Here is a 24,646-nt window from a genome sequence, read left to right as displayed (position 1 = left end):
CCCCACCCTGCCCCCATGTTCCTGCCCTTCTTTCAGACCCTCCGAAAGGCGGGCGTTCCGGTAACGCTTCGGGAACACCTGGGCTTTCTCGATGCCGTGTCGGCGGGGCTAACCACTTACGACATCACGGCTTTTTATTATCTCGCCCGCACCTGCCTGGTAAAGGACGAGCGCCATCTCGACCGCTTTGACCAGGCGTTCTCACATGCCTTCAAGGGGATCGAGAGCATCCCGCTCGAGGCCGTGCTGGAGGCCGTCGACCTGCCCGCCGACTGGCTCCGCAAGCAGGCCGAAAAGCGCCTGACGCCAGAGGAGATGGCCGAGATCGAGGCGGCAGGCGGCTTCGAGAAGCTGATGGAAACCCTGCGCGACCGCCTGAAAGAGCAGCAGGGCCGCCACCAGGGCGGCAACAAGTGGATCGGCACCGCCGGCACTTCGCCCTTCGGCGCCTATGGCTACAACCCCGAGGGCGTGCGAATCGGGCAGGATAAATCACGTCATCAACGCGCCGTAAAAGTCTGGGACAAAAGGGAATTCCGCAATCTCGACGACACCGTGGAGCTCGGCACCCGCAACATCAAGGTGGCCCTGAAGCGCCTGCGCCGATGGGCCCGCGACGGCGCCCACGAGGAGCTGGACCTCGACGGCACCATCCGTGCCACCGCCGAGCACGGCCACCTCGACGTCAAGACCCGCCCCGAGCGGCGCAATGCCGTGAAGGTGCTCTTGTTCCTCGATGTCGGCGGCTCGATGGACCCGCATATCAAGGTGGTCGAAGAGCTCTTCTCCGCCGCCCGCGCCGAGTTCAAGCACCTCGAATACTACTATTTTCACAATTGCCTCTACGAGGGCCTCTGGCGCGACAACCGCCGCCGCTGGTCCGAGCAGACGCCCACCTGGGAGGTGCTCAACACCTACGGGCCCGACTACCGCGCGATCTTCGTCGGAGACGCCTCCATGTCGCCCTACGAGGTCGCCTACCCCGGCGGCGCCAATGAGCATTGGAACGAGGAAAGTGGCGCCACATGGCTCGCCCGCGCCCGCGCCCAATGGCCGCAGTCCCTCTGGATCAACCCGGTGCCCGAGCGCCACTGGGGCTATACCCAGTCGATCGCAATGATCCGCGAGATCTTCGAGAACCGGATGGTCCCGATGACCCTCGAAGGGTTGACGGCAGGCATGAAGAGCCTGACGAAATGAACGCTCCGCTCCCCTCCGCACCCCCGTCATCCTCCGGCCCGCCCCGAGGATCTCTCCCCGCACACAGCAAATGACCCTCCTCCGCCGCCACCCCGTCCTCGTCACCTGCTTCGCGCTCGCCCTTTCGGCAACGCTCTACTTCGGCGTCCGCACCATCCAGCGCACGATCTACTGGATGGACCCGGCCCATCAGGCCCAGGCGCTGGAGCCTTGGATGACGCCGCGCTACATCGCCCATTCCTGGCTCGTCGACGGCCGCGCCCTCGCCCGGCACCTCGGCGTCCCGCCCGACCCCAAAGAGCGCCCCACGCTCGAGACCATCGCCAAAAAGCGCGGCGTCCCGCTGGCGGAGGTGATCGCCGAGGCCGAAGCCTTCCTCGCCCTCCACGCCGAACGCCAGGAGTAGCGCCCGGTGTCCGATCTCCTCTTCGAACTCCTCGCGGCCTACGGCGTGCCAATCCTCGCCTGCGTCACCTTTCTCTCCTGCCTCTGCGTGCCTGTCCCCTCGTCGCTGCTGATGCTCACCGGCGGAGCCTTCACCGCCACCGGCGACCTCTCGCTCGCGCCCGTCGTGCTCGGGGCCTATGGCGGCGCGGTCTTGGGCGACCAGACGGGCTACCAGGTCGGCCGTCGGGGCGGCGCATGGCTCGACCGCACCGTCGCCAGTCGCCCCAAACGCCAGCAGCTCTTCACCCGCGCCCGCGACTTTACCCTCAATCGCGGCGGGCCGGGCATCTTCTTCACCTGCTGGCTTTTCGCGCCGCTCGGCCCCTATGCCAACCTCGCCGCCGGGGCGAGCCGGATGAGCTGGCTCACCTTCACCCTCTGGGGTCTCGCCGGAGAGGTGGTCTGGGTCGGTCTCTACGTCGGCCTCGGCTTCGTTTTTGCCGACAACCTCGCCCTCGGGGCCCAGGTGGCCTCTCAGGCCATCGGCTTTCTCGCGGCCCTCGGCCTGACGATCTTTCTGGGTGTCTGGTTGGCGCGCGTCATCCGGCGTCAGAAATAGCAGTAACGCCGGTGCGCAACCGCTTCATCCTGTAGATTTTTCAAGCCGAACCCAGCCGCGCCGCCACGCCCATCATCGCGTGCCCAAGCTCCTCCCGCGCCGTGCCGGCCATCGAGCGAAACACGTAGAGCGCAAAGCCCTCGCCCAGCCGCAGCACCGCCACCGGCATGTGCCCGAGCAGGCTGCGCGCCACGCAGCCTTCGGCCATGGCCGCGCAGTCCAGGGGCACCAGCCGCGCCAGCACCTCCGCCGCGCCGGCGCCCTCCAGCGCAAATCCCACCCAGCCATCCGACTGGTCAACCAGCGCGGCCCCTGTCACCGCGCCCGGCTCCGCGCCAAGGAGCATCGCCTGCCCCGCCCCCCACCAGCAGAGCCGCGCGCCCCCCCTTGCCGCGCTCTTGCCGGGGGCCGGAAGGGCCATGCCCGCAACCTTCACCCTGGCCCCGCCGAGCGGCAGCACCGCCCAGATCGGCCCGGCACCGAGCGCCGAAAGCCGCAGCCCGCCGGCCTCCACCGGCTCCGCCGCAAACTCCGCGGCCGCCAGGGCAGGCGCCCTCCACCGGCCTTCTACCGCAACCTCGCCGCGCATCCGCTCCCCTTCGGGGTCTAGGAACACCGGCTCGCACACCTCCACCACCGCCCGCACATCGCGCAGGTGGTCGATGAATTGCAGCCGCGCGCCATGCCGCGCCCGCCCGTTCTTCAGGAACCCCAGCGCCAACCCGGTCTCCAGCGTCGGCGACCAGCAGGCCGAGGTGGTGTAGCCCTGCGCGTTCACCCGGCTCGCCTCCGCCCCCTCCTCGAAGAGAAACGCCCCGGCGCTGAGCGCCTTAACCGCGCCCACCGCCCTCAGCCCCACCAGCTGCTCGCGATGCGGCCCGTCGGCCAGCCCGGGACGCGCGCTCATCACCTTGCCGATGCAGTCCTTCGAGGGGCTGACCATGCCGCCCAGGCCCACGTCGCCCGCCGTCACACGGCCATGGATCTCGGCATGGGTCACAAAGCCCTTCTCGATCCGCAGCACGTTCAGCGCCTCCATCCCGTAGGCCCCGCCGCCCTCGGCCTCCGCCGCCGCCACCAGCGCCGCCCAGAGCGCCGCGCCATGGCGCGACGGCACCGCGATCTCCCAGCCCGCCTCGCCGGAAAAGCTGATGCGAAAGAGCCGCCCGGCCACGCCGGCCACATCCACCGCCGCGCAGCCCATGAAGGGCAGCTCCGGCACCTCCTGCACCACTGCGCCCAGCACCGCCCACGCCCGCGGCCCGGCCACGGCAAACTGCGCCCAGTGCTCGGTGACCGAGATCGCCTGCACGTCCAGATCCGGCGCCAGCACCTGCGCGGCAAAATCCACGTGCCGCATCACCGGCCCCGCCGCGCCGGTGGTGGTCGTCACCAGAAAATGCTCCGGCCCCAGCCGCGCCACGGTGCCATCGTCCATCACGTGGCCGTCCTCCCGCAGCATCAGCCCGTAGCGCACCCGGCCTTCCTTCAGGCCAGACATCTTGCCGGTGTAGAGCAGGTCCAGCAGCGCCGCCGCCCCCGGCCCCTGCAGGTCGATCTTGCCCAGCGTGGACACGTCGCACACGCCCACCGCCCCGCGCACCATCCGCACCTCGCGGTCGCAGGCCTCGCGCCATGTGGTCTCCCCCGGTTTGGGGAAGTAGCTCGCCCGGTACCACAGCCCCGCCTCCACCATCGGCGCGCCCGCCGCCAGGGCGGCGGCATGGCTCGTGGTCTCGCGTACCGGGGCAAAGCCCTTGCCGCGCCCGCCCGCACCCATCACCCCGATACTCACCGGCGCGTAGGGCGGCCGGTGCGTCGTCAGCCCGGTCTCGGCCAGCGTCCGCCCGGTCGCGTCGGCCAGCACCGCCATCGCCGCCTCGCCCGAAACCCGCCCCTGGTCGGGCGCCATCCCTTGCGTGGTGTAGCGCTTGGTGTGCTCGGCCCGGTGAAAGCCCTCCTGCGCGGCCAGGCGGATATCCTTCACCGTCACGTCGTTGCCGAGGTCCAGGAAGGCCCGGCCCTTCAGGTCCACGAAATGCGGCGCCTCCTCGTGCGGCCTGTCCTCGGCCTCGGGGATATCCGCCGCCGCCGTCAGGCCCAGCGCCTGCCGGGCCGCCTCCGCGCCCGAGCGCAGCGCCTCATGGGTGCCCGCCAGCCCGGCCGCCGCTCCGGCCACCACCATGCCCGGCACCGCCCCCTCCGGCGCGAGAAACATCCCGTCGCGCCACAGCGGCCTTGCGCCCAGATGGGTGGCCAGCTGCACCTGCGGCACCCAGCCACCGCAGACCGCCAGCACATCCGCCCCGATCTTCTCGCGCCGGCCCGCCGCCTGCACCGTCACCCCGGTCATACCCATCCGGCCCTGCACCGCCGCCACCTGGGCCCCGCCGAAGAACGGCGCATCGAGGCCCTCGGGCAGCTCGGCCCCGTCGCGCCCGTCGATCACCGCCACCGGCGGCAGGCCGATCGCCGCCAGCTCCCGCGCGGTGCGCACCACGCCCGCGCCCGCGCCAAAGACCGCCACGCGCGGCCCCGCGACCACGCCCCAGCGGTTGAGAAAGGCCCTGACCGCCCCGCCCGCCATCACGCCGGGCCGGTCGTTGCCGGGAAAGGCCACCATCCGCTCCACCGCGCCCGTGGCCAGCACGCTCGCCCCCGCCACGATCCGCCAGAAGCACGTGGCCGGAAGGTGCTCCGCCGGCCTGGCGAGATGCTCTCCCACCCGTTCGACGGCGGCAAAGGTTCCGTGGTCATACACGCCGGTCACGCAGGTTCGTGCCATGACCCGCACGTTCGCCATCGCCCGCAGTTCCTCCGCCGCGCCCGCCGCCCAGTCCTGCCCCGGCACCCCGCCGACCTCTTCGCGCTCGCCCAGCAGCCGCCCGCCGAACCCGCTCTGCTCGTCGCAGAGGATCACCCGCTTGCCGGCCCGCCCCGCCACCAGCGCCGCCATCAGCCCCGCAGGCCCGCCGCCGATCACCAGCAGATCGCAAAAGGCAAAACCCTTCTCCTGCGGCGTCTCGTCATGCGTCGTGCTCAGAGCGCCAATGCCCGCCGCCCGCCGGATGAAGGGCTCATAGAGCTTCAGCCAGGCCTTCGGCGGCCACATGAAGGTCTTGTAGTAGAACCCCGCGCCGAGCCAGGGATGCAGCAGGTCGTTCATCCCCAGCAGGTCGAACCCGAGCGAGGGCCAACGGTTCTGGCTCTTGGCGCAGAGGCCCTCATGCAGCTCCGCCATGGTCGCCCGCACATTGGGCACCGGCCCCCAGGGGCCCTTTACCGTCACCAACCCGCTCGGCTCCTCCGGCCCGGCGCTGAAAATCCCGCGCGGGCGATGGTATTTGAACGAACGTGCAATAACCCGCTGGTCATTGGCCAGCAGCGCCGAGGCCAGCGTGTCACCGGGATGCCCGTGCATCAGCTTGCCGTCGAAGGAGAAGGGCATCGTCCGCCCGCGGTCCAGCGCATGTCCCCGGCCCTGGATCCTCATGCGATGCCTGCCCGGTGCTGAAGGGTGGGAGTAATCCACCGGCCGACCACCCTCACCGCGCCACCTCGCGCGCCAGGGTCACGCCCAGCACCTCGTGGCTGGCCGTGTCCCGCTCCACCACCAGCCAGCTTGCGCAGCCCGCGCCGTGATACCACAGCTCCCGGCTCGGCCCGCAGGCATTTGCCCGGTTGTGGAGGTAGTCATCCCAGGCCTCTGCCCCCGCATCCGCTGCGGGCCGGTCAAGCAGCTCGGCGCCACCGATCGGGGTGAACTCGCGGCTGTCGCGGGTGCCACAGAGGGGGCAGTCGATCCTCATTGAGCGCAGACCTCGGCGGGCGCCCGGGTCAGCCGGAAGCGGGTCAGCACGTGGCGGGTCGGGTCGCCCGGCGCGAAGTCGGCCAGCATCGCGCGGCCCCCGCAGCCCTCGCCCTCGCCCTCCAGCGCCACGCCCTCCGTGCGGATCACCAGCTCGTCGGCGCTGATCCGCTCCACCATGAAGAAGCCGCCGTCGCACTCCGCACTGCAGATCACCGATCCGTCGCTGACCCAGTCGCCCATGTCCCATTCCGCCGGCTTCTTCCGGCAGATCAGAAAGGCCGAGAAGGTCTCGCCCGCCGAGCCCTCTTGCCGCGTCAAGGCAGTGTCGGCCATCACCGCCCGCAGACCCGCCACGCCGATCTCGCCCTCCACCGCGCCTCCCATCTGCCCGAAATCGACCCGAACGGAGGCCACGCCCTGTGCGGGAAACTTTGCCAGATGCTCGGCGGAATAGTCGCGCGCATAGCACTCGCCCCCGAACTCCTGCGCCCCCGCCGACCCGGCCAGGGTCAGCGCACCAATGAAGAGTGCACTAATGAAGATTGTGCTGCGCACCCGTCCCCTCCTCGTCCATCAGTCCGCGCCCGGTGCGAAACCTGTCGAGCCGGAAGCCCGCCGCATCGGGGTGCGGCCGCCCGGTCGCGATCAGATGGGCCAGCGCAAAGCCCGAGCCCGGCACCGCCTTGAACCCGCCGTAACACCAGCCGCAATCGAGGTAGAGCCCGTCGATCGGCGCCTTGTCGATGATCGGCGAGCCGTCGGGCGTCATGTCCATGATCCCGCCCCAGGAGCGCAGCACCTTCGCCTTGCCGATCATCGGCATCAGCGTCATGCCCGCCTCCATCACGTGCTCCACCATCGGCAGGTTCCCCCGCTGGGCATAGCTCGGGTAGAAGTCGAGATCGCCGCCAAAGACCAGCCCGCCCTTGTCGGACTGGCTGATGTAGAAGTGCCCCATCCCGAAGCTGATGACATGGTCGATCACCGGCTTCAGCCCCTCGGTCACGAAGGCCTGCAACACGTGGCTCTCGATCGGCAGCCGCAGCCCCGCCAGCGCCGCCACCTGGCCCGAGCGGCCTGCAGTGACGATCGCCACCTTGTTGGCCCGGATCGCGCCCCGCGTGGTCTGCACGCCCGTCACGCGTCCGCCCTCCACGTCGATCCCGGTCACCTCGCAGTTCTGCACCAGGTCCACGCCCCGGCTGTCGGCCCCCCGGGCATAGCCCCAGGCCACCGCATCATGGCGCGCCGAGCCGCCGCGCGGATGGTAAAGCCCGCCGTAAATCGGAAACCGCCCCTGCTCGAAGTCGAGATAGGGCAGCATCTTGCGCACCCCCTCCCGGTCGAGCAGCACCGCGTCGTCGCCCTGGTTGATCATCGCGTTGCCGCGCCGGACAAAGGCATCGCGCTGGCCATCGGAGTGGAACAGGTTGATCAGCCCGCGCTGGCTGTGCATCACGTTGTAGTTGAGATCGGCCGAAAGCCCCTCCCAGAGCTTCAGGCTCATCGAGTAGAACTCGGAGTTGCCGGGCAAGAAGTAATTGGCCCGCACGATGGTGGTGTTACGGCCCACGTTGCCCAGCCCCAGCCGGCCCTTCTCCAGCACCGCCACGTTGCGCAGCCCGTGCTCCCTGGCGAGGTAATAGGCGGTCGAAAGCCCGTGCCCGCCGCCGCCGATGATGACGATGTCATAGGCCGGCTTCGGCTCCGGCGTGCGCCAGGCCGGCCGCCAGCCCTTGTTGCCGGTCAGCCCCTCGGTCAGGATTTTCAGTGCATTGTAGCGCAAGCGGCAGCCTCCGTTGCCGCCAGCAAATCAGCCCGTCCCGATCAAGACAAGGCCGGAAGCGACGCCCCGCGTCGCTCCCGGCCAAATCTGCGTCCAACTCCGGATCGCGGCTGAAAGCGGGATGAAACCACCCGCGGGCCTTCAGATGTGGATCGCCCGGCCGTAAGCCTCCAGCACCGACTCGTGCATCATCTCGCTCAGCGTCGGGTGCGGGAAGACCGTGTGCATCAGGTCTTCCTCGGTGGTCTCCAGCTGGCGGCCCACCACGTAGCCCTGGATCAGCTCGGTCACCTCGGCGCCCACCATATGCGCCCCCAGCAGCTCGCCGGTCTTGGCGTCGAACACCGTCTTCACCAGCCCCTCGGGCTCGCCCAGCGCCACCGCCTTGCCGTTGCCGATGAAGGGGAACTTGCCCACCTTCACCTCGTGGCCCGCTTCCTTGGCCTTCGCCTCGGTCATGCCGACGCTGGCCACCTGCGGGTGGCAATAGGTGCAGCCGGCAATGCTGCCCGGCTTGATCGGGTGTACATGCTGGCCCGCGATCTTCTCGGCCACCATCACGCCCTCATGAGAGGCCTTGTGCGCCAGCCAAGGCGCGCCGGCGATGTCGCCGATGGCATAGACGCCCTCGACCCCGGTCTGGCAGTATTCATCGGTGATCACGTGGGTCCGGTCGATCTTCACGCCCAGCTCCTCGAGCCCCAGCCCCTCGACGTTGCCCACGATCCCCACGGCGGAGATCACGGTGTCGAATTCCATCTTCTCGACCTTGCCGCCCACCTCGACATGGGCCGTCACCTTTCCCTTGGCGCGGTCGAGCTGCTTGACCATGGCTTTCTCCATGATCTTCATGCCCTGCTTCTCGAACTGCTTCTTGGCGAAGGCAGAAATGTCCTTGTCTTCCACCGGCAGCACCCGGTCCATCACTTCCACCACGGTCGTGTCGGCACCCAGCGTGTTGTAGAAGCTGGCAAACTCGATCCCGATGGCGCCCGAGCCGATGACCAGCAGCTTCTTCGGCATCCGCTTGGGGGTGAGCGCATGGCGGTAGGTCCACACGAGGTCGCCATCGGCCTCCAGCCCGGGCAGTTCGCGGGCCCGCGCGCCGGTGGCCACCACGATGTTCTTGGCCGTCAGCTCCTCGGTGCCCTTGTCGGTCTTGACCGAAACCTTGCCCTTGCCGGTGATCCTGGCCTCACCCATGATCGAGGTCACCTTGTTCTTCTTGAACAGGTGCTTGATCCCGCCTTCCATCTGCGCGGCCACGCCGCGCGAGCGCTTCACCACGGCGTCGAGGTCAAAGCCGGCCTTCTCGACCGAAAGGCCAAAATCCTTGGCCCGGTGCATCAGGTGAAACACCTCCGAGCTGCGCAGCAGCGCCTTGGTCGGGATGCAGCCCCAGTTCAGGCAGATGCCGCCCAGGTTCTCCCGCTCGATACAGACAACCTTCAGCCCCAGTTGCGCGGCGCGGATCGCGGCCACGTAGCCACCCGGTCCGGCACCGATGACGATCATGTCGAAGTTCTGCGAGGCCATGATTCTCTCCCGTTCCAAAACTAGTTTGGTATTAAACTATTTTCGCCCACCGGCGATAGCCCCCGCCCCGCGCAGAACTGCCGCAGGGGCAGAACTACGCGAAAGCAGAAAGATTTCAGCGCTTTATGCGACTTCATGCCAGCTTGCCCCATGCGGATCGTCGACATGCTGGAGCGACCACCGGTAACCGCCCGCCGCCAGATAGGCCTCTTCCGCCGGGCTCGAGACCCGCCCGAGCGCCGCGTTGCGATAGGGAAATCGTCCGAAGTCGCGGATCACCTGCCGATGCGCGCGGGCGTGGCGCAGGTTGTCGCCCGGCAGGCGCGACAGAAACAGCCGCACCGCCTGGTCCTGGTCGGCCAGCACCTCCGAATGCATCATCGGCAGGTAGAAGAACTGCTTCGCCGGGCCCTCCACCCGCCCGTCGCGGCCTTCCTGCACCGCCCATTTGGCCCACTCCCGGGCGCGGCCATCGGTTGCAAAGCTGCGCGCATCGCCGCGGAACATGTTGCGCGGAAACTGGTCGGTCAGGATGATCCGCGCCAGCACGGCCCGTCCGTTCCAGCCCCAGCGTGGCAGGTCGCCCGCCGCCACCGCCTCCCAGCTCTCCAGAAAGCGTGCGCGAATATCGGCGTCGAGGGCCTCGTCCTGGGCATACCATCCCTCGGGGCCAACCTCGTCGACCCAATACCGGCAAATCTCCTCCGGTTCGACCATCTGCAATCCTCCCGTATCCAGCCTTGCACGGGTGCGCGGGAGGAGCAACTGTCCGCCGCGTCTCAGCCGCGCGCGGCGGCCTCTTCGGCGGCCTCGCCCTCCAGCCCCTCGATGAAGACCTCCTGCGCCATCTCCGCCGCCACCGGCGTGGCGGAGGGCAGCACCGGCGCGTAATGGCCGGTGTCTTCCACGGCCACGCCGGGCCGCCGCGTCATCCGCCAGAAGGCATAGCCCGCGACCGCCGCCATCAGCACCGCGATGTAGAGAAAGAACCCGTTGGGCCCCGCCACGCTCATCAGCCAGCCGGTCACCAGCGGGCCGGCGATCGCGCCGAGCCCGTTGATGAACATCAGGCCACCGCTCGCGCCGGCCATGTCGTCGGGGTCGAGAAAGTCGTTGGTATAGGCGATGAGCAGCGCATAGAGCGGATTGGTCATGCCGCCGATGGCAAGGCCCGCAACCAGAATCGCCACGAAGAAGCCGCCGAAGACGAATCCGAAGATCGCCCCGGCCCCGCCCGCCACGGCAAGCATGGCAATGAGCAACCGCCGGTCCATCCGGTCGCTGATCCAGCCCACCGGGTATTGCAGCACCAGCCCGCCGATGTAGATCGAGGCGACGAAGGCCGAGATCTGCGCCACCGACAGCCCGGCCTGGGCACCGAAGACCGCCGCCATGCCGAAGAGCGCCGAGTAGATGCCCCCCACCAGGAAGGTGCCCACGCACCCCAGCGGCGATATCCGGTAAAGCGCGACAAGCGAGAGCGGCTTGGTGGTCGCAAAAGCCGGCGTCGGCTGGACGCTCAGCAGGATCGGCGCGAAGGAGATCGACACCAGCACGCTGGGAATCACGAAGAGCACGAAGCCCGAGGGGTCGGCGGTCAGCAGCAGCCCCTGTGCGGCCACGATGCCCACCATCTGCACGATCATGTAGAGCGAGAGCGCCTTGCCCCGGATGTCGGAGGTGACGGAGCTGTTGAGCCAGCTTTCCGCCGTCACGTAGACGCCGGAGAAGCAGAAGCCGATGATGACCCGCCCCAAGATCCAGGCCCAGGGTTCGGTGACCGTCGGGTAGAGCACCAGCACCGCCGAGATGAAGGAGCCCAGCGCCGCGAAGACGCGCACATGGCCCACCCGCCGGATCATCTCCGGCGCCAGCCGCGACCCGCCGAGGAAGCCCACGAAGTAGGCCGACATGACAAAGGACATCTCCCAGGTCGAGAATCCCTCGAGCGCGCCCCGGATGCCAAGCAGCGTGCCCTGCACGCCGTTGCCCACCATCAGCAGCATCACGCCCAGCAGAAGCGCCCATGTGCTCGAAATCACCTTTATCATCGTCTTCGGCCTTTCCGTGTTTCCCGCCCTGATCGCCCATCCGGCCCCGGGCTGAGCCGCCTGCAAGCGACACTTGCGGTCGTTAAGCGCCGGGCAGCAGCAGCGAGCTATCACCGTAGGAGAAGAACCTGTAGCGCGCCTCTATGGCGTGCCGGTAAACTTCGCGTATCCGGTCCTGTCCCATCAGCGCAGAAACCAGCATCATCAGCGTGGATTTCGGCAGATGGAAGTTCGTCATCAGCGCATCGGTCAGCCGGAAACGGAAGCCGGGATAGATGAAGATATCCGTCTCCCCGTCCCAGGCCGCGATCCGGCCCGTCTCCACCGCCGCGCTCTCGATCAGCCGCAGCGCCGTCGTGCCGACCGGGATGATCCGCCCGCCCGCCGCCTTGGTCGCGTTGATCTCGTCGGCCGCCTGCGCGCTCACCTCGCCGCGCTCGGCATGCATCCGGTGGGTGGTCACATCCTCCACGGTCACCGGCAGGAAGGTGCCCGCGCCCACGTGCAGCGTCACCTCCGTGAGCCCGACGCCCATCGCCCGGATGCGCGCCAGAAGCGCCTCGTCGAAATGCAGGCTCGCCGTCGGCGCGGCCACCGCGCCCCGCCGCTTGGCAAAGACGGTCTGATAATCCTCCCGGTCGGCCTCGTCGGCGGCGCGGCGCGCGGCAATGTAGGGCGGCAGCGGCATCGCGCCCACCTGCTCCAGCGCCGCGTCGAAATCGGCACCTTCCACCGAGAACCGCAGCCGCACCTCGCCGCCCTCGCGCTCCAGCACCTCCGCTGCAAGCCCAGCCCCGAACTCCAGCACCTCGCCCGGCTTCACCTTCCGGGCCGGGCGCGCCAGGGCCAGCCATTCGCCGCCCGCGCCGGGTTCGAGCAACGTCACCTCCACCCGCGCCTCGACCGGTCCCTGCGCCGACAGGCGCCGCCTGACGCCGCTCAGCCGCGCCGGAATCACCCGCGTGTTGTTCAGCACCAGCCGGTCGCCGGGCCGCAGGTAGTCCACGATATCGGCCACGCCCCGGTCCTCGATCCAGTCGGCACCGGCCACGAGCAGCCGCGACGCGCCGCGCGGATAGGCAGGCCGCACCGCGATCAGCTCCTCGGGGAGCGCAAAATCGAAATCATCCAGCTTCATCACGAGCGCCCTACAAGCGCGGCCCCTCCCAGCACAAGCCCAAACCCGACGAAGCCCCGCGCGAACCCGCGCGCCTCCCCTCTTCTTGGTCCAAATACCTCGGGGGTGTGGGGGCAGCGCCCCCACTCCGCCGCCCGCCAGGGGCGCCTAGTTCCCCAGCTTGGGCGGCGGCTGGCGGAAGATCTCCCTAAAGATCCCCGGCGTCAGCACGGAGAGCGGGTTCACGGTCACCTTCGGCCCCGAGGCCGGGCCGGTCATCTTGTAGTTGAAGCCGAAGAACCCCTCGCCCTTCTTCGAGATGATCCGCCCGATCCCGTTGAGCACGTAGATCGGCGAGAACACGCCCTGCACCGCCATGTAGTCGCGGTTCATGTCGTAGACACCGGCCATCGAGATCCCCACCGAAGGGCCCACCGCCGAGCCGTGGCTGATCTGCACGGCGTTGGGGGTCAGGCGAAAATCCACCTCGGTGTTCGAAAACAGCAGCCCCGGCCCGTTGGCCTGCTCGAGCAGCCCCACGACCGAGATCGCGTTGAGCAGCGCCGCCAGCCCCGGCGCGCTCTGCACCCGCACGTTCTTCACCCTGAGCTCGCCGTTGTACTGCCCGGGCTCCGGGCGCGGCACCAGCGTGAGCTGCATCGCGCCGCCCTGCCCCTTCTTGAAGAGCCCGGCCGCGCGAAACACCCGGCCCGCGTCGTCCGAGGCGATCCGCACCGCCGTCTTGCCCTTCACCGGCACCACCGAGCCCGAGACCGGCGCCGCGCCGTTCACCGCGCCCCGGAATGTGCCGTTCAACCCGCCCCGCGTGGTCAGGTCGGCGCGGAACCCGGTGAGCGAGATGCTGTCGGAGATCACGAGCCGGTCGAGCGCCAGCGTCATCGGCGCACCTGCCGTGCCGCCGCCGCTGCCCTGCGCGAAGGAGGTCTGCCGGATATCCACCCAGCCGCCCTGCACCGTCACCGCAGGCGTGGCGCCCTTGCCGCGCCCCGTCAGCGTCACCGGCGCGTCGATCCAGCGGCCCGCCTGCACCCGAGAGAACTCCGCCGTGCGCAGCCCGCCACCCGCGTTCAGCGTCACCCGGCCCTCCGCCGACAGGCCCGGCGCGGTCAGCGAGAGCCGCTCGATCACCGGCGGTTCGCCCAGCTGGCCCTCCACCTGCAGCGACCCCTTGGCCGAGGCGCCCATGCTCCAGGCAAGCTCGCGGATGGCGAGGCCCATGCGGTTCAGGTCCGACCGCAGGCTGAACCGCGGCGCCTGCCCGCGGGCGAGGTCGATGGTGAACTGCCCGGTGCCGGTGCCCGAGACCATGCCGTCGGGCAGCCCGATGTTGAACCGGTCGACGAAGGCCTGGCTCAGCTCGATGGTGCCCTCCACCCGCGAGGGCTGGGGCCCCGGCTTGTCGATCGGCTGCACCCAGGCCGCGGTGATCGGCAGCCCCTCGATCCGGCCCGCGCCCTCGATCACGATCTCCTCGCCATGGGCCAGCACCTCCAGCCGCTCGGCGGTGAGGGTGCGGCCGGGCACCACCCGCTCCGAGCGCACCCCGGTCAGCACGCCGCCCACGCGAAACGCGATCACCTCCTTCGGCACGTCCTTGATGAGCGGAAAGCGGATCACGCCGTCCAGCGCCGCGCGGCCCTCGGCAATGTCCACCGGCTGCCCGGCCTTGCTCATGAACCGCCACGGCTCCTGATCGAGGATCGAGAGCACCGCCGTCGCGCTGCTTTCCGAGACGAGGTGCACCTCCATGTCGGCCGGTTCCTGGTGCACGTCGGGCACCCGCAGGACAGAGCCCGCAACATCGACCCGCCCGCCCTCGGGCGCGTCCATGTGGCCCGCATCGAGCGACAGCGTATAGGCGCCGTCGGAAATCGAGGAATAGCCCGAGGCCCCTTCGACCGGCGGCAGCGTCGGCAGCGGCAGCACCTTGGCGTCGCGGAACTCGTAGACCAGGCTGACCACCGGGCGCGTCTCTCCCGGCCGCGCCCGGAGCGCACCGGCCACGTTGAACAGCTCGCCGGCCTGAACCCGCTCCGCGATCCAGTCGCGGGTGTTGGGGGCCAGCGCCAGCGGCCAGAGGGTGAGCAGCTGTTCGTGGTCGATCCGGTCGATCTCGAGGTCAATCGCCGCCTCCCAGCCCTCCGGCACCGGCCGGGCGCCGCCCTTGGCCCGCAGCGTCACCTCCTCGCCACTCAGCACCATCTGGCCGATCCGCAGGCGCAGCGGGTCGAGCGAGAGCTTCAGGTCGAGCGCACCGGACTGGAAGGCCAGACCATCGGCGAAGACGCCCTCGGGGTTCACCGCAACATCGGAAAAGGCAAGCTGGCCCACCAGGTCGGTCGGCCATCCGGTCTCTTCCATGCCCTCCAGGTAGGCCTGCCCGCTGGCGGTGAAGGCCCCGTCGGGCGCCGCGAGCCGCAGCTCGTCGAAAACCAGCCGCGCGCGCTCCGGCTGATAGCGAAAGTAGCTGCGCCCGCCGTCGAAGCCGATCGCCGCCTGCCCCTGTCCCGGGTCGATCGCGCCTGCGCCGATCTCGAGCCGCCCGGCAAGTTCTTCCAGCCCGCCCACCACGTCGACCTGCGCGCGCATCGAGCCCGAGATCGGCGCGTCGATCAGGCCGAGGAAGGCGGTGGCCGGGCTCAGCGTGGCGATGTCCTGCGCCGCAACGCCCTCGACACTGGCCGATAGCTCGGCGGCGCTGGAGCCCTTCTGCGAGACAAAGCTCAGGGTCACGGCGGCCGGGGCGATGTCAAAGGCCGCGCCGGTATCGCCGGACGCCAGCTCGGCGGCAGCGCTCCCGGCGCCCCCGGCCCCCTCGGCAGCGGCGTCCCGGGCGTCCTCGGTCACCGCGTCGGCGGCCAGTTGCAGGGCCAGCCGAACCGAAACCTGCTCGGGCGCCTGCGCGATGGTCAGCGTGCCGTCATAGAGCACCCATTCGCGGCCGGTGCGGGCATCGAAGAACTCGAGCACGAGGTTGTCGGCGCTGATCTCGTCGATCGGCGCGAAACTCGGCAGGGCCAGCATCCGGTCGACGCTCCCCAGCAGCCCGGCAAGGCTGCCCGTGCCCTCCCAGCTCATGGCCACGTCGCCGAGCTGGAGGTCGAAGTTGCCCTCGGCGTCGCGCTCGGCCCGCATTGCCGCGCCGGTGATGCTGATCCCGCGTGGCTGGATGCGACCCTGCATCAGCGCGGCCTTGTCCAGCGTGGCCCCAAGGGCCGGAACATGAACGATATGCGTGCCATCAGGGGCGCGGATGTCGACATCGCGGAAGCTGACCCGCGGCAGGGCGGTGCGGGAGAACACCACGTAGAGCCCGCCCATCTCCACCGTCGCGCCGCCCAGGCCTTCGTTGAGCCGCGCCTGCACCCGTTCGGCCAACCAGCCGGGCGCGGGCAGCTCACGCCCCGCGGTCAGCAGGATGGCGAGGATCAGGGCCACGACGCAGAGCACGGCCACGTCGAAGGCCCAGACCAGGGGCCTGGCGAGCAGGCGGCGTTTGCGCCCTCTCCGGCGCGGCATAGGCACATGGGCCTCGCCCGCCTCGCCCGGCTCCGCCGGACGGTCCAGCGCGCCGCCCTGTCGCAGCGCCTCCACCACCTTGGCCCCGCCGCCTGTCACCGGCACATCCGGCGCGCCCAGCGCCGGGGCGGCACTGTCGGTCGGCAGCTCCGCCTCGAGCCCCATCCGCTCGGGCGTGAGCAACAGCAGCGGCGCAAGCTTCGGGCCCTGCGGCTCGCGCTCCGGCACCCCGAGCGGCGGCGGCACGCCCTCCGCGCCCGCAGGCCCGAGACGCCCGGCCTCGCGCGCCTCCGCTTCCAGCCGTTCGGCCTCGGCGGCGGCGTCGAACCACCGCGCACCGGCCTCCCGTGCCTCGTCCTGGGGCTTTTCCTTCGGCGGGCTCATCCGGCCTCGTTATCCTTGCTCTGGCCTCGCAGCTCTTGCGCGCCATATTCGCAGGACCGGCACGGTTTGAGAAGCGTCATGACAGGAGAATACCATGGATCTTACCGGCACGCCCGCCCCCGACTTCACCCTGCCCCGCGACGGCGGTGGCGAACTCTCGCTCTCCGGCCTGCGGCCCGCGCCGGTGGTGCTCTACTTCTACCCGCGCGACGACACGCCCGGCTGCACCACCGAGGCGCTCGACTTCACCGCCGCCCTGCCGCAGTTCGAGACGGCCGGCGCCAAGGTCGTCGGCGTGAGCCGCGACACCGTCGCCAAGCACGAGAAGTTCATCGCCAAGCACGGCCTCGGCATCCCGCTGGTGGCCGACGAGGACGGGTCGGTCTGCGAGGCCTACGGCACCTGGGTCGAAAAAAGCATGTACGGCAAGAAGAGCATGGGCATCGAACGCGCGACCTTCCTGATCGACGGCGCGGGCACGGTGGTGCGCGAGTGGCGCAAGGTGAAGGTCAAGGGCCACGTCGACGAGGTGCTGGAGGCGGTGCGCGATCTCTGATCCCGCCCGCCCCCATCGGCCCCTGCGACCCGCTTCGCAGCCGTCATGAAGGCCACGAGAGCCTGCTGCGCCTTCCACGCGCCCGCCCGCGCCGCTACAACCCGGCCATGACCAGCACCACCCTCGCCGCCCTCGCGACCGAAGTCCTCACCTGCGCCGAAGGCCGCGGCAAGGCCGAGCTCTCCCGCCGCCATGCCGCCGCCTGGCTGGCCTCCCGCGAGGCCGGCCAGCCCCTGCCCCTTGGCACCGCCGCCCCGCCCGACATGCCGGCCCGCCCCGAGCGCCCCGCCCTGCTCGACCCGCGCGACGTGCCCCGCCGCCGCCCCGGCACCGAGGCAGGCCGCAAGGCCATCCTCCACGCCGTCGCCCATATCGAGCTCAACGCCATCGACCTGCACTGGGATGTCGTGGCGCGTTTCACCGACACGCCCATGCCGCTGGGCTTCTATGACGACTGGGTGCGGGCGGCCGATGACGAGAGCCGCCACTTCATGCTGATGTGCGACTGCCTCGAGGAGATGGGCCTCGCCTATGGCGATCTTGCCGCCCACGCCGGCATGTGGCGCGCCGCCTCCGACACCGCCCACGACCTGCCCGCCCGCCTTGCTGTGGTGCCGATGGTGCTCGAGGCCCGCGGGCTCGATGTGACGCCCGGCATGATCGAACTCTTCTCGAAGGCCGGTGCCGTCTCCGCCGTCGCCGCCCTCCAGACCATCTACGCCGAGGAGGTCAGCCACGTGGCCTATGGCGCCAAGTGGTTCAACTGGCTCTGCGGGCGCGACGGGCTGGACCCGAAGGAGGCCTTCCACGATCTTGTGCGCCGCTACTTCCCCGGCGGTCCCAAGCCGCCCTTCAACGAGGAAAAGCGCGCCGAGGCCGGTATGCCGCCCGACTTCTACTGGCCGCTGGTCGAACGCGCCTGACCCCGCGCCGACGCCCGCTGCGTCAGGCTGCCGCAGCTTTTTGTTCACACGGTAAAAAGTCGGCAAGAAATCGCCGAATCGCGCCGGATAACCGGCGTTAACCCTCTCGCCCGGCCCGCCATTGTTGCCATCCGGCGGGGGGTTGCGCTAACAGGGCTGCAGTTCGTCCGGGGCGCTGGGACACCGGGCAGACGAAATTGGGGTATCGGGAACAGGAACGGATCATTGAAAGCACGCGTCTTGCACCGCTTGCACAGCGCCCTTGAGCGCCACTTGCCCGAGCAGCGGCTCTTTCTCCGCTCGGATACCGAAACCCGGTTCATCCGGCTGAAGCCGGAGACGCAGCTCATCGCGCTCGCGGGCTCCGCCCTCGTGGTCGGCTGGGCGATCATCGCCACCGCCGTCCTGCTGATGGACTCGATCGGATCGGGCTCGTTCCGCGAGCAGGCCAAGCGCGAGCAGAAGAGCTACGAGATGCGGCTCAACGCCCTCTCCGCCCAGCGCGACGCTCGGGCCGAAGAGGCCGCCGCCGCGCAGGAGCGTTTCAACGCCGCGCTGGCGCAGATTTCGGTGATGCAGTCCCAGCTGCTCGCCTCCGAAGACCGCCGCCGCGAGCTCGAGACCGGGCTGAACGTGGTGCAGGGCACCCTGCGGCGGACGATGAAGGAGCGTGACGCGGCGCTCAAGGGCGAGGCCGAGGCCATCGCCACCCTCCAGGGTGCCACCGGCTCCGCCAAGACGACCGACGGCCGCCTGACCGATGTCGAAGGCACCGTCGACTTCCTGACGGCGGCGCTCGAGAGCACCGCCCGCGAGCGCGACGCGATGGCCGATACCGCCGCCGCCGCCCGCGAAGAGGCCCAGGCCCTCGCCTTCGAGCGCGAGCTGATCCTCGACCGCAACGACCAGATCTTCACCCAGCTCGAAGAGGCGCTCACCGTCTCCGTCGCGCCGCTCGACAAGATGTTCCGCGATGCGGGCCTGCCGCCCGACCAGCTGATCTCGACCGTCAAGCGCGGCTACTCGGGCCAGGGCGGCCCGCTGACCCCGCTGACCTTCTCGACCAAGGGCCTGCCGCTCGACATGGGGCAGAATCGCGCCAACAACATCCTCAAGGGGCTGGAGCGCATGGATTACTACCGGATCGCGGCGCAAAAGGCGCCCTTCGCGATCCCGGTCAAGTCGGCCTTCCGCTTCACCTCGGGCTTCGGGCCGCGCTGGGGCCGGATGCACAACGGCACCGATTTCGCCGCCGCTTACGGCACCCCGATCTATGCCACCGGCGACGGCGTGGTGATCCACGCAGGCCGCCAGTCGGGCTACGGAAATCTCGTGAAGATCCAGCACGAGTTCGGCATCGAGACCCGCTATGCGCATATGAGCGCCGTTCGCGTTAAAGTGGGCCAAAGGGTCTCGCGCGGTGACCGCATCGGTGATATGGGAAGCACCGGACGGTCCACCGGCGTCCATCTCCACTACGAAGTGCGGGTTGGCGGCAAACCGGTGAACCCGATGACCTACATCAAGGCAGGACAAGATGTTTTCTAAATCCAGGATCAACGAGCCTGGCTCCGGCGCTGGCGCCGACGCCAACAAACCCAGCTCGCCCGAGTCGTCTGCGCCCGCGAAGCAGGCCACCACGCCGCCCACCGGCACCCCCGTTCCCACCTCGAGCACGCCCAAGGCCAAGCCGCCGGCGTCGACCCTCTCGTCGGACCTGACGATCGTGGGCAACATCAAGACCACGGGCGACATCCAGATCGAGGGCACCGTCGAAGGCGACATCCGCGCCCACCTTCTGACCGTCGGCGAAGGCGCCACCGTGCGCGGCGAGTGCATCGCCGATGATGTCGTGGTCAACGGCCGCGTCGTCGGCCGCGTGCGCGGCCTGAAGGTCCGCCTCACCTCCACCGCCCGGGTGGAAGGCGACATCATCCACAAGACCATCGCGATCGAAAGCGGCGCCCATTTCGAGGGCTCGGTGCAGCGCCAGGACGACCCGCTCGCCTCCGGCAACACCTCCGCCCCCAAGCCGCTCCCCACGCCCACCTCCGAGGCCAAGGCCCAGGGCTGAGCGACGGCTCCATGCGGTTCTGAAAGGGCGCCCTCCGGGCGCCCTTCTTGCTTTCGGTGGCCTCGCTGCGCTCGGGAGGAAGCCCGCCAACCCCGGAGCCTGCCCGGTGCCCCAGGGGCCGCCGCCAGCCTCGACGCGCGGCCTTGGCGGGACGACGATCACCTGAACAAGTGAAGCATCTTGCGATCCCCCTGCTGCGCGCCCATACCTGCGCGGGTGATCCAGGTTCTCTCCATCTCCGGCACCATCTTTGCCGTCATCGCGCTGGGCTGGCTGCTGGTGCGGCGCGGGGTCTTCGACGGCACGGCGCTCGACGTACTGGGCGGCTACGTCGTCACCTGCGCGCTGCCCGCCCTGATCTTCCGCGCCGTCTCCTCTCGCCCGGTGGCAGAGACCTTCGACGCCGCCTACCTGCTCGCGCTCCTCACCACCTCGCTCACCGTCTTCGCGGCGAGCTACTGGCTGGTGCGCGGCGTCTTCGGCGGCTCGCCCATGGCCGCCTGCTTCGGAGCGATGGGGGCAAGCTGCGCGAACTCGGGCTTCGTCGGCTACCCGATGATGGGCCTCGCCATGCCGCAGGTGGCCGACCACGCGCTGGCCCTGAACATGAGCTTCGAGAACCTCGTGATGATCCCGCTGGTGCTGGCCCTGGCCGAAGCCGAGAAGGCCCGCGCCGCCGCCAGCACCGCCCGCATCGCGCCGCTCATCGCCCGCAGGCTGGCAACCTCTCCGGTGATCCTCGCCCTCTTCGCCGGTCTCGCCGTCGCCGCCCTGGGCCTCAACCTGCCCCAGATCGTTTCGGGCCCGGTGAACATCCTCGCCAACTCCTCCGCCGCCGTCTCCCTGCTGGTCATCGGCGGCGGGCTGGCCGGCCTCACCCTGCGCGACCTCGGGCCGCAAGCCTGGACGATCACCGGCCTGAAGCTGCTCGCCATGCCCGCCCTCGCCTATGCCCTGCTGCAAGCATGCGCCGCCTTCGGCCTCACCCCCGAACCTGCACCACTCGCCCCCGCCCTCCTCGTCATGACGGCGCTTCCCGCGATGACGATCTACCCGGTGCTGGCGCGCCGCTACGGCGAGATCACCACGCCGGCGGCGGTGCTGCTGCTTCAGACGCTGGCCAGCTTCGTCACCCTCACGGCCCTTCTGGCGCTCCTGGGCTTGGCCGGCTAGTGGCCGGGTGGATCAGCGCCCGCGTGTAGAGGTGCCAGGTCGCGTGGCCCAGCACAGGCAGGGCGATGAGCAGGCCAAGGAACCAAGGCACCATCGCGGCAAAGAGTGCCAGCGCGAGAAAGGCCGCCCAGGCGAGCATCACCAGCGCGTTCTCCCGCACCACAGCCAGGCTGGTCAGCATGGCGGTGATGAAATCCACCTCCCGGTCCAGCGCGAAGGGGATCGAGACAACGGTGAGTGCATAGAGCAGCACCGCCACCGCGCCTCCGAAAAGCAGCTGCACCGCGATCATCCGGTAGCCCGCCGGTGTCATCAGCGCCTCCAGCCCGGCGGAGATGTTGATCAGCGCCCTCGGCCCGAGGAAGACGGCAAAGAGCATATGGGCGAAGAAGGTATAGAACAGGAAGTAGATCACGATGATCGCCCCGATCCACGGGATCTGCCGCGCCCTCTCGCGCCAGACCCGGAGCAGCACGCCGTTGCGCCCGAGGAAGGCGAGCCTCTCGCCGCGAGCCAGGCGGCGCGACACCACGTAGAGCCCCACCGCCGCAAAAGGCGCGATGAGCGGAAAGCCGAGCGACAGGATCAGCACCGTGGCGACATGGCCGAGCGAGAGCTTCACCATGGCAAAGCCGCCCAGCGCATAGACCAGTGCAAAGAACAGGCCGAACTGCGGCGCGCGGGTGAAGTCGCGCCACCCGGCGGCGAGCGCCGCGCGCAGGTCGGCAAATCCCAGCCGGGCGACATCCGGTTTGGGGTCGGCCTCGGCATATGTGGCGTCAAGCATGTGTCCTCCATCCCATGCCCGCGCGTTTCCGGGCGCCATTTGGCCCGAGCGGCACCGGCGGCGCAAGCCCCGCAGGTCGGCACCGCGCTGCAAAGAGAGGCCGGGGCGTCAGCCGAGGCCCCGGTGAGCAGCGCCCGGCACCCGCGCGGCAGGCCAGTCCACCGCCGCGTGATAGGCCTCGGCCAGCGCCAGCAGCGCCCCGTCCGCCCCGCGCGGCCCCATGAGCTGAACCCCCGCCGGCAGACCCTCCGGCCCGAACCCTGCCGGCAGGTTCACCACCGGCAGGCCGATCAGCGAGGCCGGCACCACGCATTCCATCCAGCGGTGATAGGTGTCGGTGGCCACCCCCGCCACCTCCTTCGGCCAGTCCCACTCTGCCGGAAACGGCCACATCTGGGTGCTGGGCAGGATCACCGCATCGTAGCGGTCAAGCATCCGCGCCGCCGCCCGGTACCACTCCGAGCGCCGCGCGCTGGCCTCCAGGATCTCCGCGTTGGAAAGCCCCCTGCCCCGCTCGATCTCCCAGATCAGCGCGGGCTTCATCCGGCCATGGTTTGACGGGTCGTCGAGGAGCGCCCCCTGCTTGCCCGCCACCGCCCAGGCCCGCAGCGCCACCCAGCTCTCCCAGATCCGCTCCGCCGGATAGGGCGGCGCCACCGGCTCCACCACCGCGCCCAGCTCGGCAAACACCGCCGCCGCCGCCTCGCCGCGCTCCAGCAGCCCCGGCTCCATCGGCCAGGCCCCGCCCCAGTCGCCCAGCCAGCCGATCCGCTTGCCCGCCGGCCCCTCGCCGCCCAAAACGAAATCGGCGCCCGCAGGCTGCAAGGGGTCCGGCCCGGCAATGACGCCGAGCAGCAGTGCCAGATCGGCGGGTGTCCGCGCCATCGGGCCGAGGGTCGCCAGCGGATGCAGCATCATCTCGCCCACCGGGTCGCCCGGCACCAGCCCGTGGCTGGGCCGCATCCCGTACACGTTGCACCAGGCCGCCGGGTTTCTGAGCGAGCCCATCATGTCGGAGCCATCCGCGAGTGCCACCATCCGGCAGGCCAGCGCCGCCGCGGCCCCGCCCGAGGAGCCGCCCGCCGTGCGGGACAGGTCATAGGGGTTGCGGGTGACCCCGAAGACCGGATTGTAGGAATGCGAGCCAAGCCCGAACTCGGGCACGTTGGTCTTGCCGATGAAGATCGCCCCCGCTGCCCGCATCCGCGCGGCGATCAGGTCATCGGCCTGCGGCACGGTGCCGGAGTAGACGGGACTGCCCCAGGTCGTGCGAATGCCCTTGGTGGCCACGAGGTCCTTCACCGCCATCGGCAGACCCCAGAGAGGGCCGGAAGGCCCCGCAGCTTCCGCTGCCCGCGCCTCGGCCAGCAGCGCCTCCTCGTCCCGCAGGGAAACCACCGCGTTGACCGCGGGGTTCGCCTCCCCCACCCGCGCCAGCGTGGCCTGCATCACCTCCACCGGCCCGACCTCGCGCCGCGCGAGAAGCCCCGCGAGCTCCACCGCGGAGAGGTCGGTGACCGTCATCAGCTCTCGGCCTGCGCCTCGCTCCGGCTCTTGCCGGAGACATCCATCGCCAGTGTCGCGGCCATGAAGCCATCGAGGTCGCCGTCGAGCACGCCGGAGGTGTCGGAGGTCTCGTGGTTGGTCCGCAGGTCCTTCACCATCTGGTAGGGCTGGAGCACGTAGGAGCGGATCTGGTTGCCCCAACCGGCCGAGCCCTTGCTCTCGTGCGCCGCGTTGATCGCCTCGTTCCGGCGGTCGAGCTCCATCTGGTAGAGCCGCGATTTCAGCGCCTTCATGGCGATGTCGCGGTTCTGGTGCTGCGACTTCTCCGAGCTGGTGACCACGATGCCGGTGGGGTGGTGGGTGATGCGAACGGCGGAGTCGGTGGTGTTCACGTGCTGGCCACCCGCGCCCGAGGAGCGGTAGGTGTCGATCCGGATGTCGGCCGGGTTCACCTCGATCTCGATGTTGTCGTCGACCACCGGATAGACCCAGACCGAGGCAAAGGAGGTTTCGCGCGTGCCCTTGCCGAAGGGGCTGATCCGCACCAGGCGATGCACGCCGCTCTCAGACTTGAGCCAGCCATAGGCATTGGTGCCGCTGATCTTGTAGGAGCAGCTCTTGATGCCCGCCTCGCTGCCGGCTTCCTCCGACTGGAGCTCCACCTTGAAGCCGCGCTTCTCGGCCCAGCGCACATACATCCGCTGCAGCATCTGCGCCCAGTCGCAGGCCTCGGTGCCGCCCGCGCCCGCGTTGATCTCGAGAAAGGTGTCGTTGCCATCGGCCTCGCCATTCAAGAGCGCCTCCAGCTCCTTCTCGGCGGCGCGCTTCTCGAGCGCGATCAGGGCATTCTCGGCCTCGGCCACCACCTCGGCGTCGTCTTCCATCTCGCCCAGCTCGACCAGCTCGACGTTGTCGGCCAGCTCCTGCTTCAGCCCGTTGTAGGTGTCGAGCGCATCGACCAGCACCTGCCGCTCGCGCATCAGCTTCTGCGCCTTCGCCGGGTCGTTCCAGAGGTCGGGGTCCTCGGTGCGGGCGTTGAACTCCTCCAGCCGGTGCTGGGCCGTCTCCAGCCCCAGCCGCTGGCCCAGAAGCTCCAGCGATTTCTCCACCGCTTCCACCGCGTTTTGTGCCTCGGCCCGCATGGGCATGTCCTTTCTGCTCGTTCAGATGGCCTGATACCGCGTGGGGCAGCGGGG

Annotated in this window: 20 protein-coding genes; 8 read left to right on the top strand and 12 right to left on the bottom strand. The window is 69.7% G+C overall.

All coding sequences use genetic code 11. The annotated features are described in order from the left end of the window. Nucleotides 1–15 precede the first annotated feature (15 nt). The 3 genes from BUR94_RS05075 to BUR94_RS05065 all read left to right on the top strand — a co-directional run bounded on the left by BUR94_RS05075 (nt 16) and on the right by BUR94_RS05065 (nt 2,206). Entirely contained in the window at nt 16–1,200 is a 1,185-nt protein-coding gene (locus BUR94_RS05075) for a vWA domain-containing protein (protein ID WP_074255146.1), read from the top strand. A gap of 70 nt (nt 1,201–1,270) precedes the next feature. Beyond that, nucleotides 1,271–1,606: a hypothetical protein gene (locus tag BUR94_RS05070; RefSeq protein WP_074255145.1), complete on the top strand. Its 336-nt coding sequence runs from the start codon at nt 1,271–1,273 to the stop codon at nt 1,604–1,606. A 6-nt stretch (nt 1,607–1,612) separates the two neighbouring features. Further along, on the top strand, nt 1,613–2,206 hold the full coding sequence (locus tag BUR94_RS05065) for a DedA family protein (protein WP_074255144.1): 594 nt from the start codon (nt 1,613–1,615) through the stop codon (nt 2,204–2,206). A 40-nt stretch (nt 2,207–2,246) separates the two neighbouring features. Here BUR94_RS05065 and BUR94_RS05060 read toward each other — a convergent pair whose 3' ends face one another. The 9 genes from BUR94_RS05060 to BUR94_RS05020 all read right to left on the bottom strand — a co-directional run bounded on the left by BUR94_RS05060 (nt 2,247) and on the right by BUR94_RS05020 (nt 16,431). Beyond that, nucleotides 2,247–5,699, bottom strand: coding sequence for a 2Fe-2S iron-sulfur cluster-binding protein (locus BUR94_RS05060; protein WP_074255143.1), 3,453 nt, complete (start codon nt 5,697–5,699; stop codon nt 2,247–2,249). Between the two features lie 52 nt (nt 5,700–5,751). After that, nucleotides 5,752–6,015 carry a sarcosine oxidase subunit delta gene (locus tag BUR94_RS05055; RefSeq protein ID WP_074255142.1) on the bottom strand — a complete coding sequence of 88 codons (264 nt, stop codon included), beginning with the start codon at nt 6,013–6,015 and terminating at the stop codon, nt 5,752–5,754. Beyond that, entirely contained in the window at nt 6,012–6,572 is a 561-nt protein-coding gene (locus BUR94_RS05050) for a hypothetical protein (RefSeq protein ID WP_074255141.1), read from the bottom strand. The genes BUR94_RS05055 and BUR94_RS05050 overlap by 4 nt, the downstream gene beginning before the upstream one ends. Further along, a complete protein-coding gene (locus BUR94_RS05045; RefSeq protein WP_074255140.1) occupies nt 6,550–7,803 on the bottom strand; it encodes a sarcosine oxidase subunit beta family protein in 1,254 nt (417 codons plus the stop codon). The genes BUR94_RS05050 and BUR94_RS05045 overlap by 23 nt, the downstream gene beginning before the upstream one ends. Nucleotides 7,804–7,944: 141 nt before the next feature. Continuing rightward, nucleotides 7,945–9,339, bottom strand: a complete 1,395-nt coding sequence (lpdA, locus tag BUR94_RS05040) for a dihydrolipoyl dehydrogenase (RefSeq protein ID WP_074255139.1) — start codon at nt 9,337–9,339, stop codon at nt 7,945–7,947. A 123-nt stretch (nt 9,340–9,462) separates the two neighbouring features. Next, on the bottom strand, nt 9,463–10,056 hold the full coding sequence (locus BUR94_RS05035) for a DUF924 family protein (RefSeq protein ID WP_074255138.1): 594 nt from the start codon (nt 10,054–10,056) through the stop codon (nt 9,463–9,465). Between the two features lie 62 nt (nt 10,057–10,118). After that, nucleotides 10,119–11,390: an MFS transporter gene (locus BUR94_RS05030; RefSeq protein ID WP_074255137.1), complete on the bottom strand. Its 1,272-nt coding sequence runs from the start codon at nt 11,388–11,390 to the stop codon at nt 10,119–10,121. Between the two features lie 82 nt (nt 11,391–11,472). Continuing rightward, entirely contained in the window at nt 11,473–12,528 is a 1,056-nt protein-coding gene (gene queA, locus BUR94_RS05025) for a tRNA preQ1(34) S-adenosylmethionine ribosyltransferase-isomerase QueA (RefSeq protein WP_074255136.1), read from the bottom strand. Between the two features lie 147 nt (nt 12,529–12,675). Continuing rightward, a complete protein-coding gene (locus BUR94_RS05020) occupies nt 12,676–16,431 on the bottom strand; it encodes an AsmA-like C-terminal region-containing protein (RefSeq protein ID WP_084192924.1) in 3,756 nt (1,251 codons plus the stop codon). A 94-nt stretch (nt 16,432–16,525) separates the two neighbouring features. On the opposite strand from BUR94_RS05020, the gene BUR94_RS05015 reads away from it, so the two are divergent. The 5 genes from BUR94_RS05015 (at nt 16,526) to BUR94_RS04995 (ending at nt 21,157) form a co-directional block, all read left to right on the top strand. Next, nucleotides 16,526–16,987 (top strand): peroxiredoxin, encoded by a 462-nt coding sequence (locus BUR94_RS05015; RefSeq protein ID WP_074255135.1) that lies wholly within the window; start codon nt 16,526–16,528, stop codon nt 16,985–16,987. A gap of 107 nt (nt 16,988–17,094) precedes the next feature. After that, nucleotides 17,095–17,910: a ferritin-like domain-containing protein gene (locus BUR94_RS05010; RefSeq protein WP_074255134.1), complete on the top strand. Its 816-nt coding sequence runs from the start codon at nt 17,095–17,097 to the stop codon at nt 17,908–17,910. 225 nt (nt 17,911–18,135) lie between these two features. Beyond that, a complete protein-coding gene (locus BUR94_RS05005) occupies nt 18,136–19,458 on the top strand; it encodes a M23 family metallopeptidase (protein WP_074255133.1) in 1,323 nt (440 codons plus the stop codon). Further along, the gene (locus tag BUR94_RS05000; RefSeq protein ID WP_074255132.1) at nt 19,448–19,984 is read left to right on the top strand and encodes a bactofilin family protein; all 537 of its coding nucleotides are present in this window, start codon (nt 19,448–19,450) and stop codon (nt 19,982–19,984) included. The genes BUR94_RS05005 and BUR94_RS05000 overlap by 11 nt, the downstream gene beginning before the upstream one ends. Nucleotides 19,985–20,200: 216 nt before the next feature. Beyond that, nucleotides 20,201–21,157, top strand: a complete 957-nt coding sequence (locus BUR94_RS04995) for an AEC family transporter (RefSeq protein WP_074255131.1) — start codon at nt 20,201–20,203, stop codon at nt 21,155–21,157. Here BUR94_RS04995 and BUR94_RS04990 read toward each other — a convergent pair. From BUR94_RS04990 to prfB, 3 genes are all read right to left on the bottom strand, one after another. Next, nucleotides 21,120–21,944, bottom strand: a complete 825-nt coding sequence (locus BUR94_RS04990; protein ID WP_074255130.1) for a DUF2189 domain-containing protein — start codon at nt 21,942–21,944, stop codon at nt 21,120–21,122. The genes BUR94_RS04995 and BUR94_RS04990 overlap by 38 nt on opposite strands. A gap of 108 nt (nt 21,945–22,052) precedes the next feature. After that, on the bottom strand, nt 22,053–23,468 hold the full coding sequence (locus tag BUR94_RS04985) for an amidase (RefSeq protein ID WP_074255129.1): 1,416 nt from the start codon (nt 23,466–23,468) through the stop codon (nt 22,053–22,055). Next, complete coding sequence (gene prfB / locus BUR94_RS04980; protein ID WP_074257589.1) at nt 23,468–24,592, bottom strand: peptide chain release factor 2; 1,125 nt, start codon at nt 24,590–24,592, stop codon at nt 23,468–23,470. Before prfB ends, BUR94_RS04985 begins: the two co-directional genes overlap by 1 nt. Between the last annotated feature and the right edge of the window lie 54 nt (nt 24,593–24,646).

Origin of the sequence: Vannielia litorea (genome assembly GCF_900142295.1) — a bacterium.
Lineage (GTDB): Bacteria > Pseudomonadota > Alphaproteobacteria > Rhodobacterales > Rhodobacteraceae > Vannielia > Vannielia litorea.
This window is presented reverse-complemented; position numbering and strand designations above follow the sequence as displayed.

Bases quoted from the DNA above. Each gene is read 5' to 3' on its own strand.
- BUR94_RS05075 (WP_074255146.1), top strand. From the start codon at position 16: ATGTTCCTGCCCTTCTTTCAGACCCTCCGAAAGGCGGGCGTTCCGGTA.
- BUR94_RS05070 (WP_074255145.1), top strand. From the start codon at position 1,271: ATGACCCTCCTCCGCCGCCACCCCGTCCTCGTCACCTGCTTCGCGCTC.
- BUR94_RS05060 (WP_074255143.1), bottom strand. From the start codon at position 5,699: ATGAGGATCCAGGGCCGGGGACATGCGCTGGACCGCGGGCGGACGATG.
- BUR94_RS05055 (WP_074255142.1), bottom strand. From the start codon at position 6,015: ATGAGGATCGACTGCCCCCTCTGTGGCACCCGCGACAGCCGCGAGTTC.
- lpdA (WP_074255139.1), bottom strand. From the start codon at position 9,339: ATGGCCTCGCAGAACTTCGACATGATCGTCATCGGTGCCGGACCGGGT.
- BUR94_RS05035 (WP_074255138.1), bottom strand. From the start codon at position 10,056: ATGGTCGAACCGGAGGAGATTTGCCGGTATTGGGTCGACGAGGTTGGC.
- BUR94_RS05030 (WP_074255137.1), bottom strand. From the start codon at position 11,390: ATGATAAAGGTGATTTCGAGCACATGGGCGCTTCTGCTGGGCGTGATG.
- queA (WP_074255136.1), bottom strand. From the start codon at position 12,528: ATGAAGCTGGATGATTTCGATTTTGCGCTCCCCGAGGAGCTGATCGCG.
- BUR94_RS05020 (WP_084192924.1), bottom strand. From the start codon at position 16,431: ATGAGCCCGCCGAAGGAAAAGCCCCAGGACGAGGCACGGGAGGCCGGT.
- BUR94_RS05015 (WP_074255135.1), top strand. From the start codon at position 16,526: ATGGATCTTACCGGCACGCCCGCCCCCGACTTCACCCTGCCCCGCGAC.
- BUR94_RS05010 (WP_074255134.1), top strand. From the start codon at position 17,095: ATGACCAGCACCACCCTCGCCGCCCTCGCGACCGAAGTCCTCACCTGC.
- BUR94_RS05000 (WP_074255132.1), top strand. From the start codon at position 19,448: ATGTTTTCTAAATCCAGGATCAACGAGCCTGGCTCCGGCGCTGGCGCC.
- BUR94_RS04990 (WP_074255130.1), bottom strand. From the start codon at position 21,944: ATGCTTGACGCCACATATGCCGAGGCCGACCCCAAACCGGATGTCGCC.
- BUR94_RS04985 (WP_074255129.1), bottom strand. From the start codon at position 23,468: ATGACGGTCACCGACCTCTCCGCGGTGGAGCTCGCGGGGCTTCTCGCG.
- prfB (WP_074257589.1), bottom strand. From the start codon at position 24,592: ATGCGGGCCGAGGCACAAAACGCGGTGGAAGCGGTGGAGAAATCGCTG.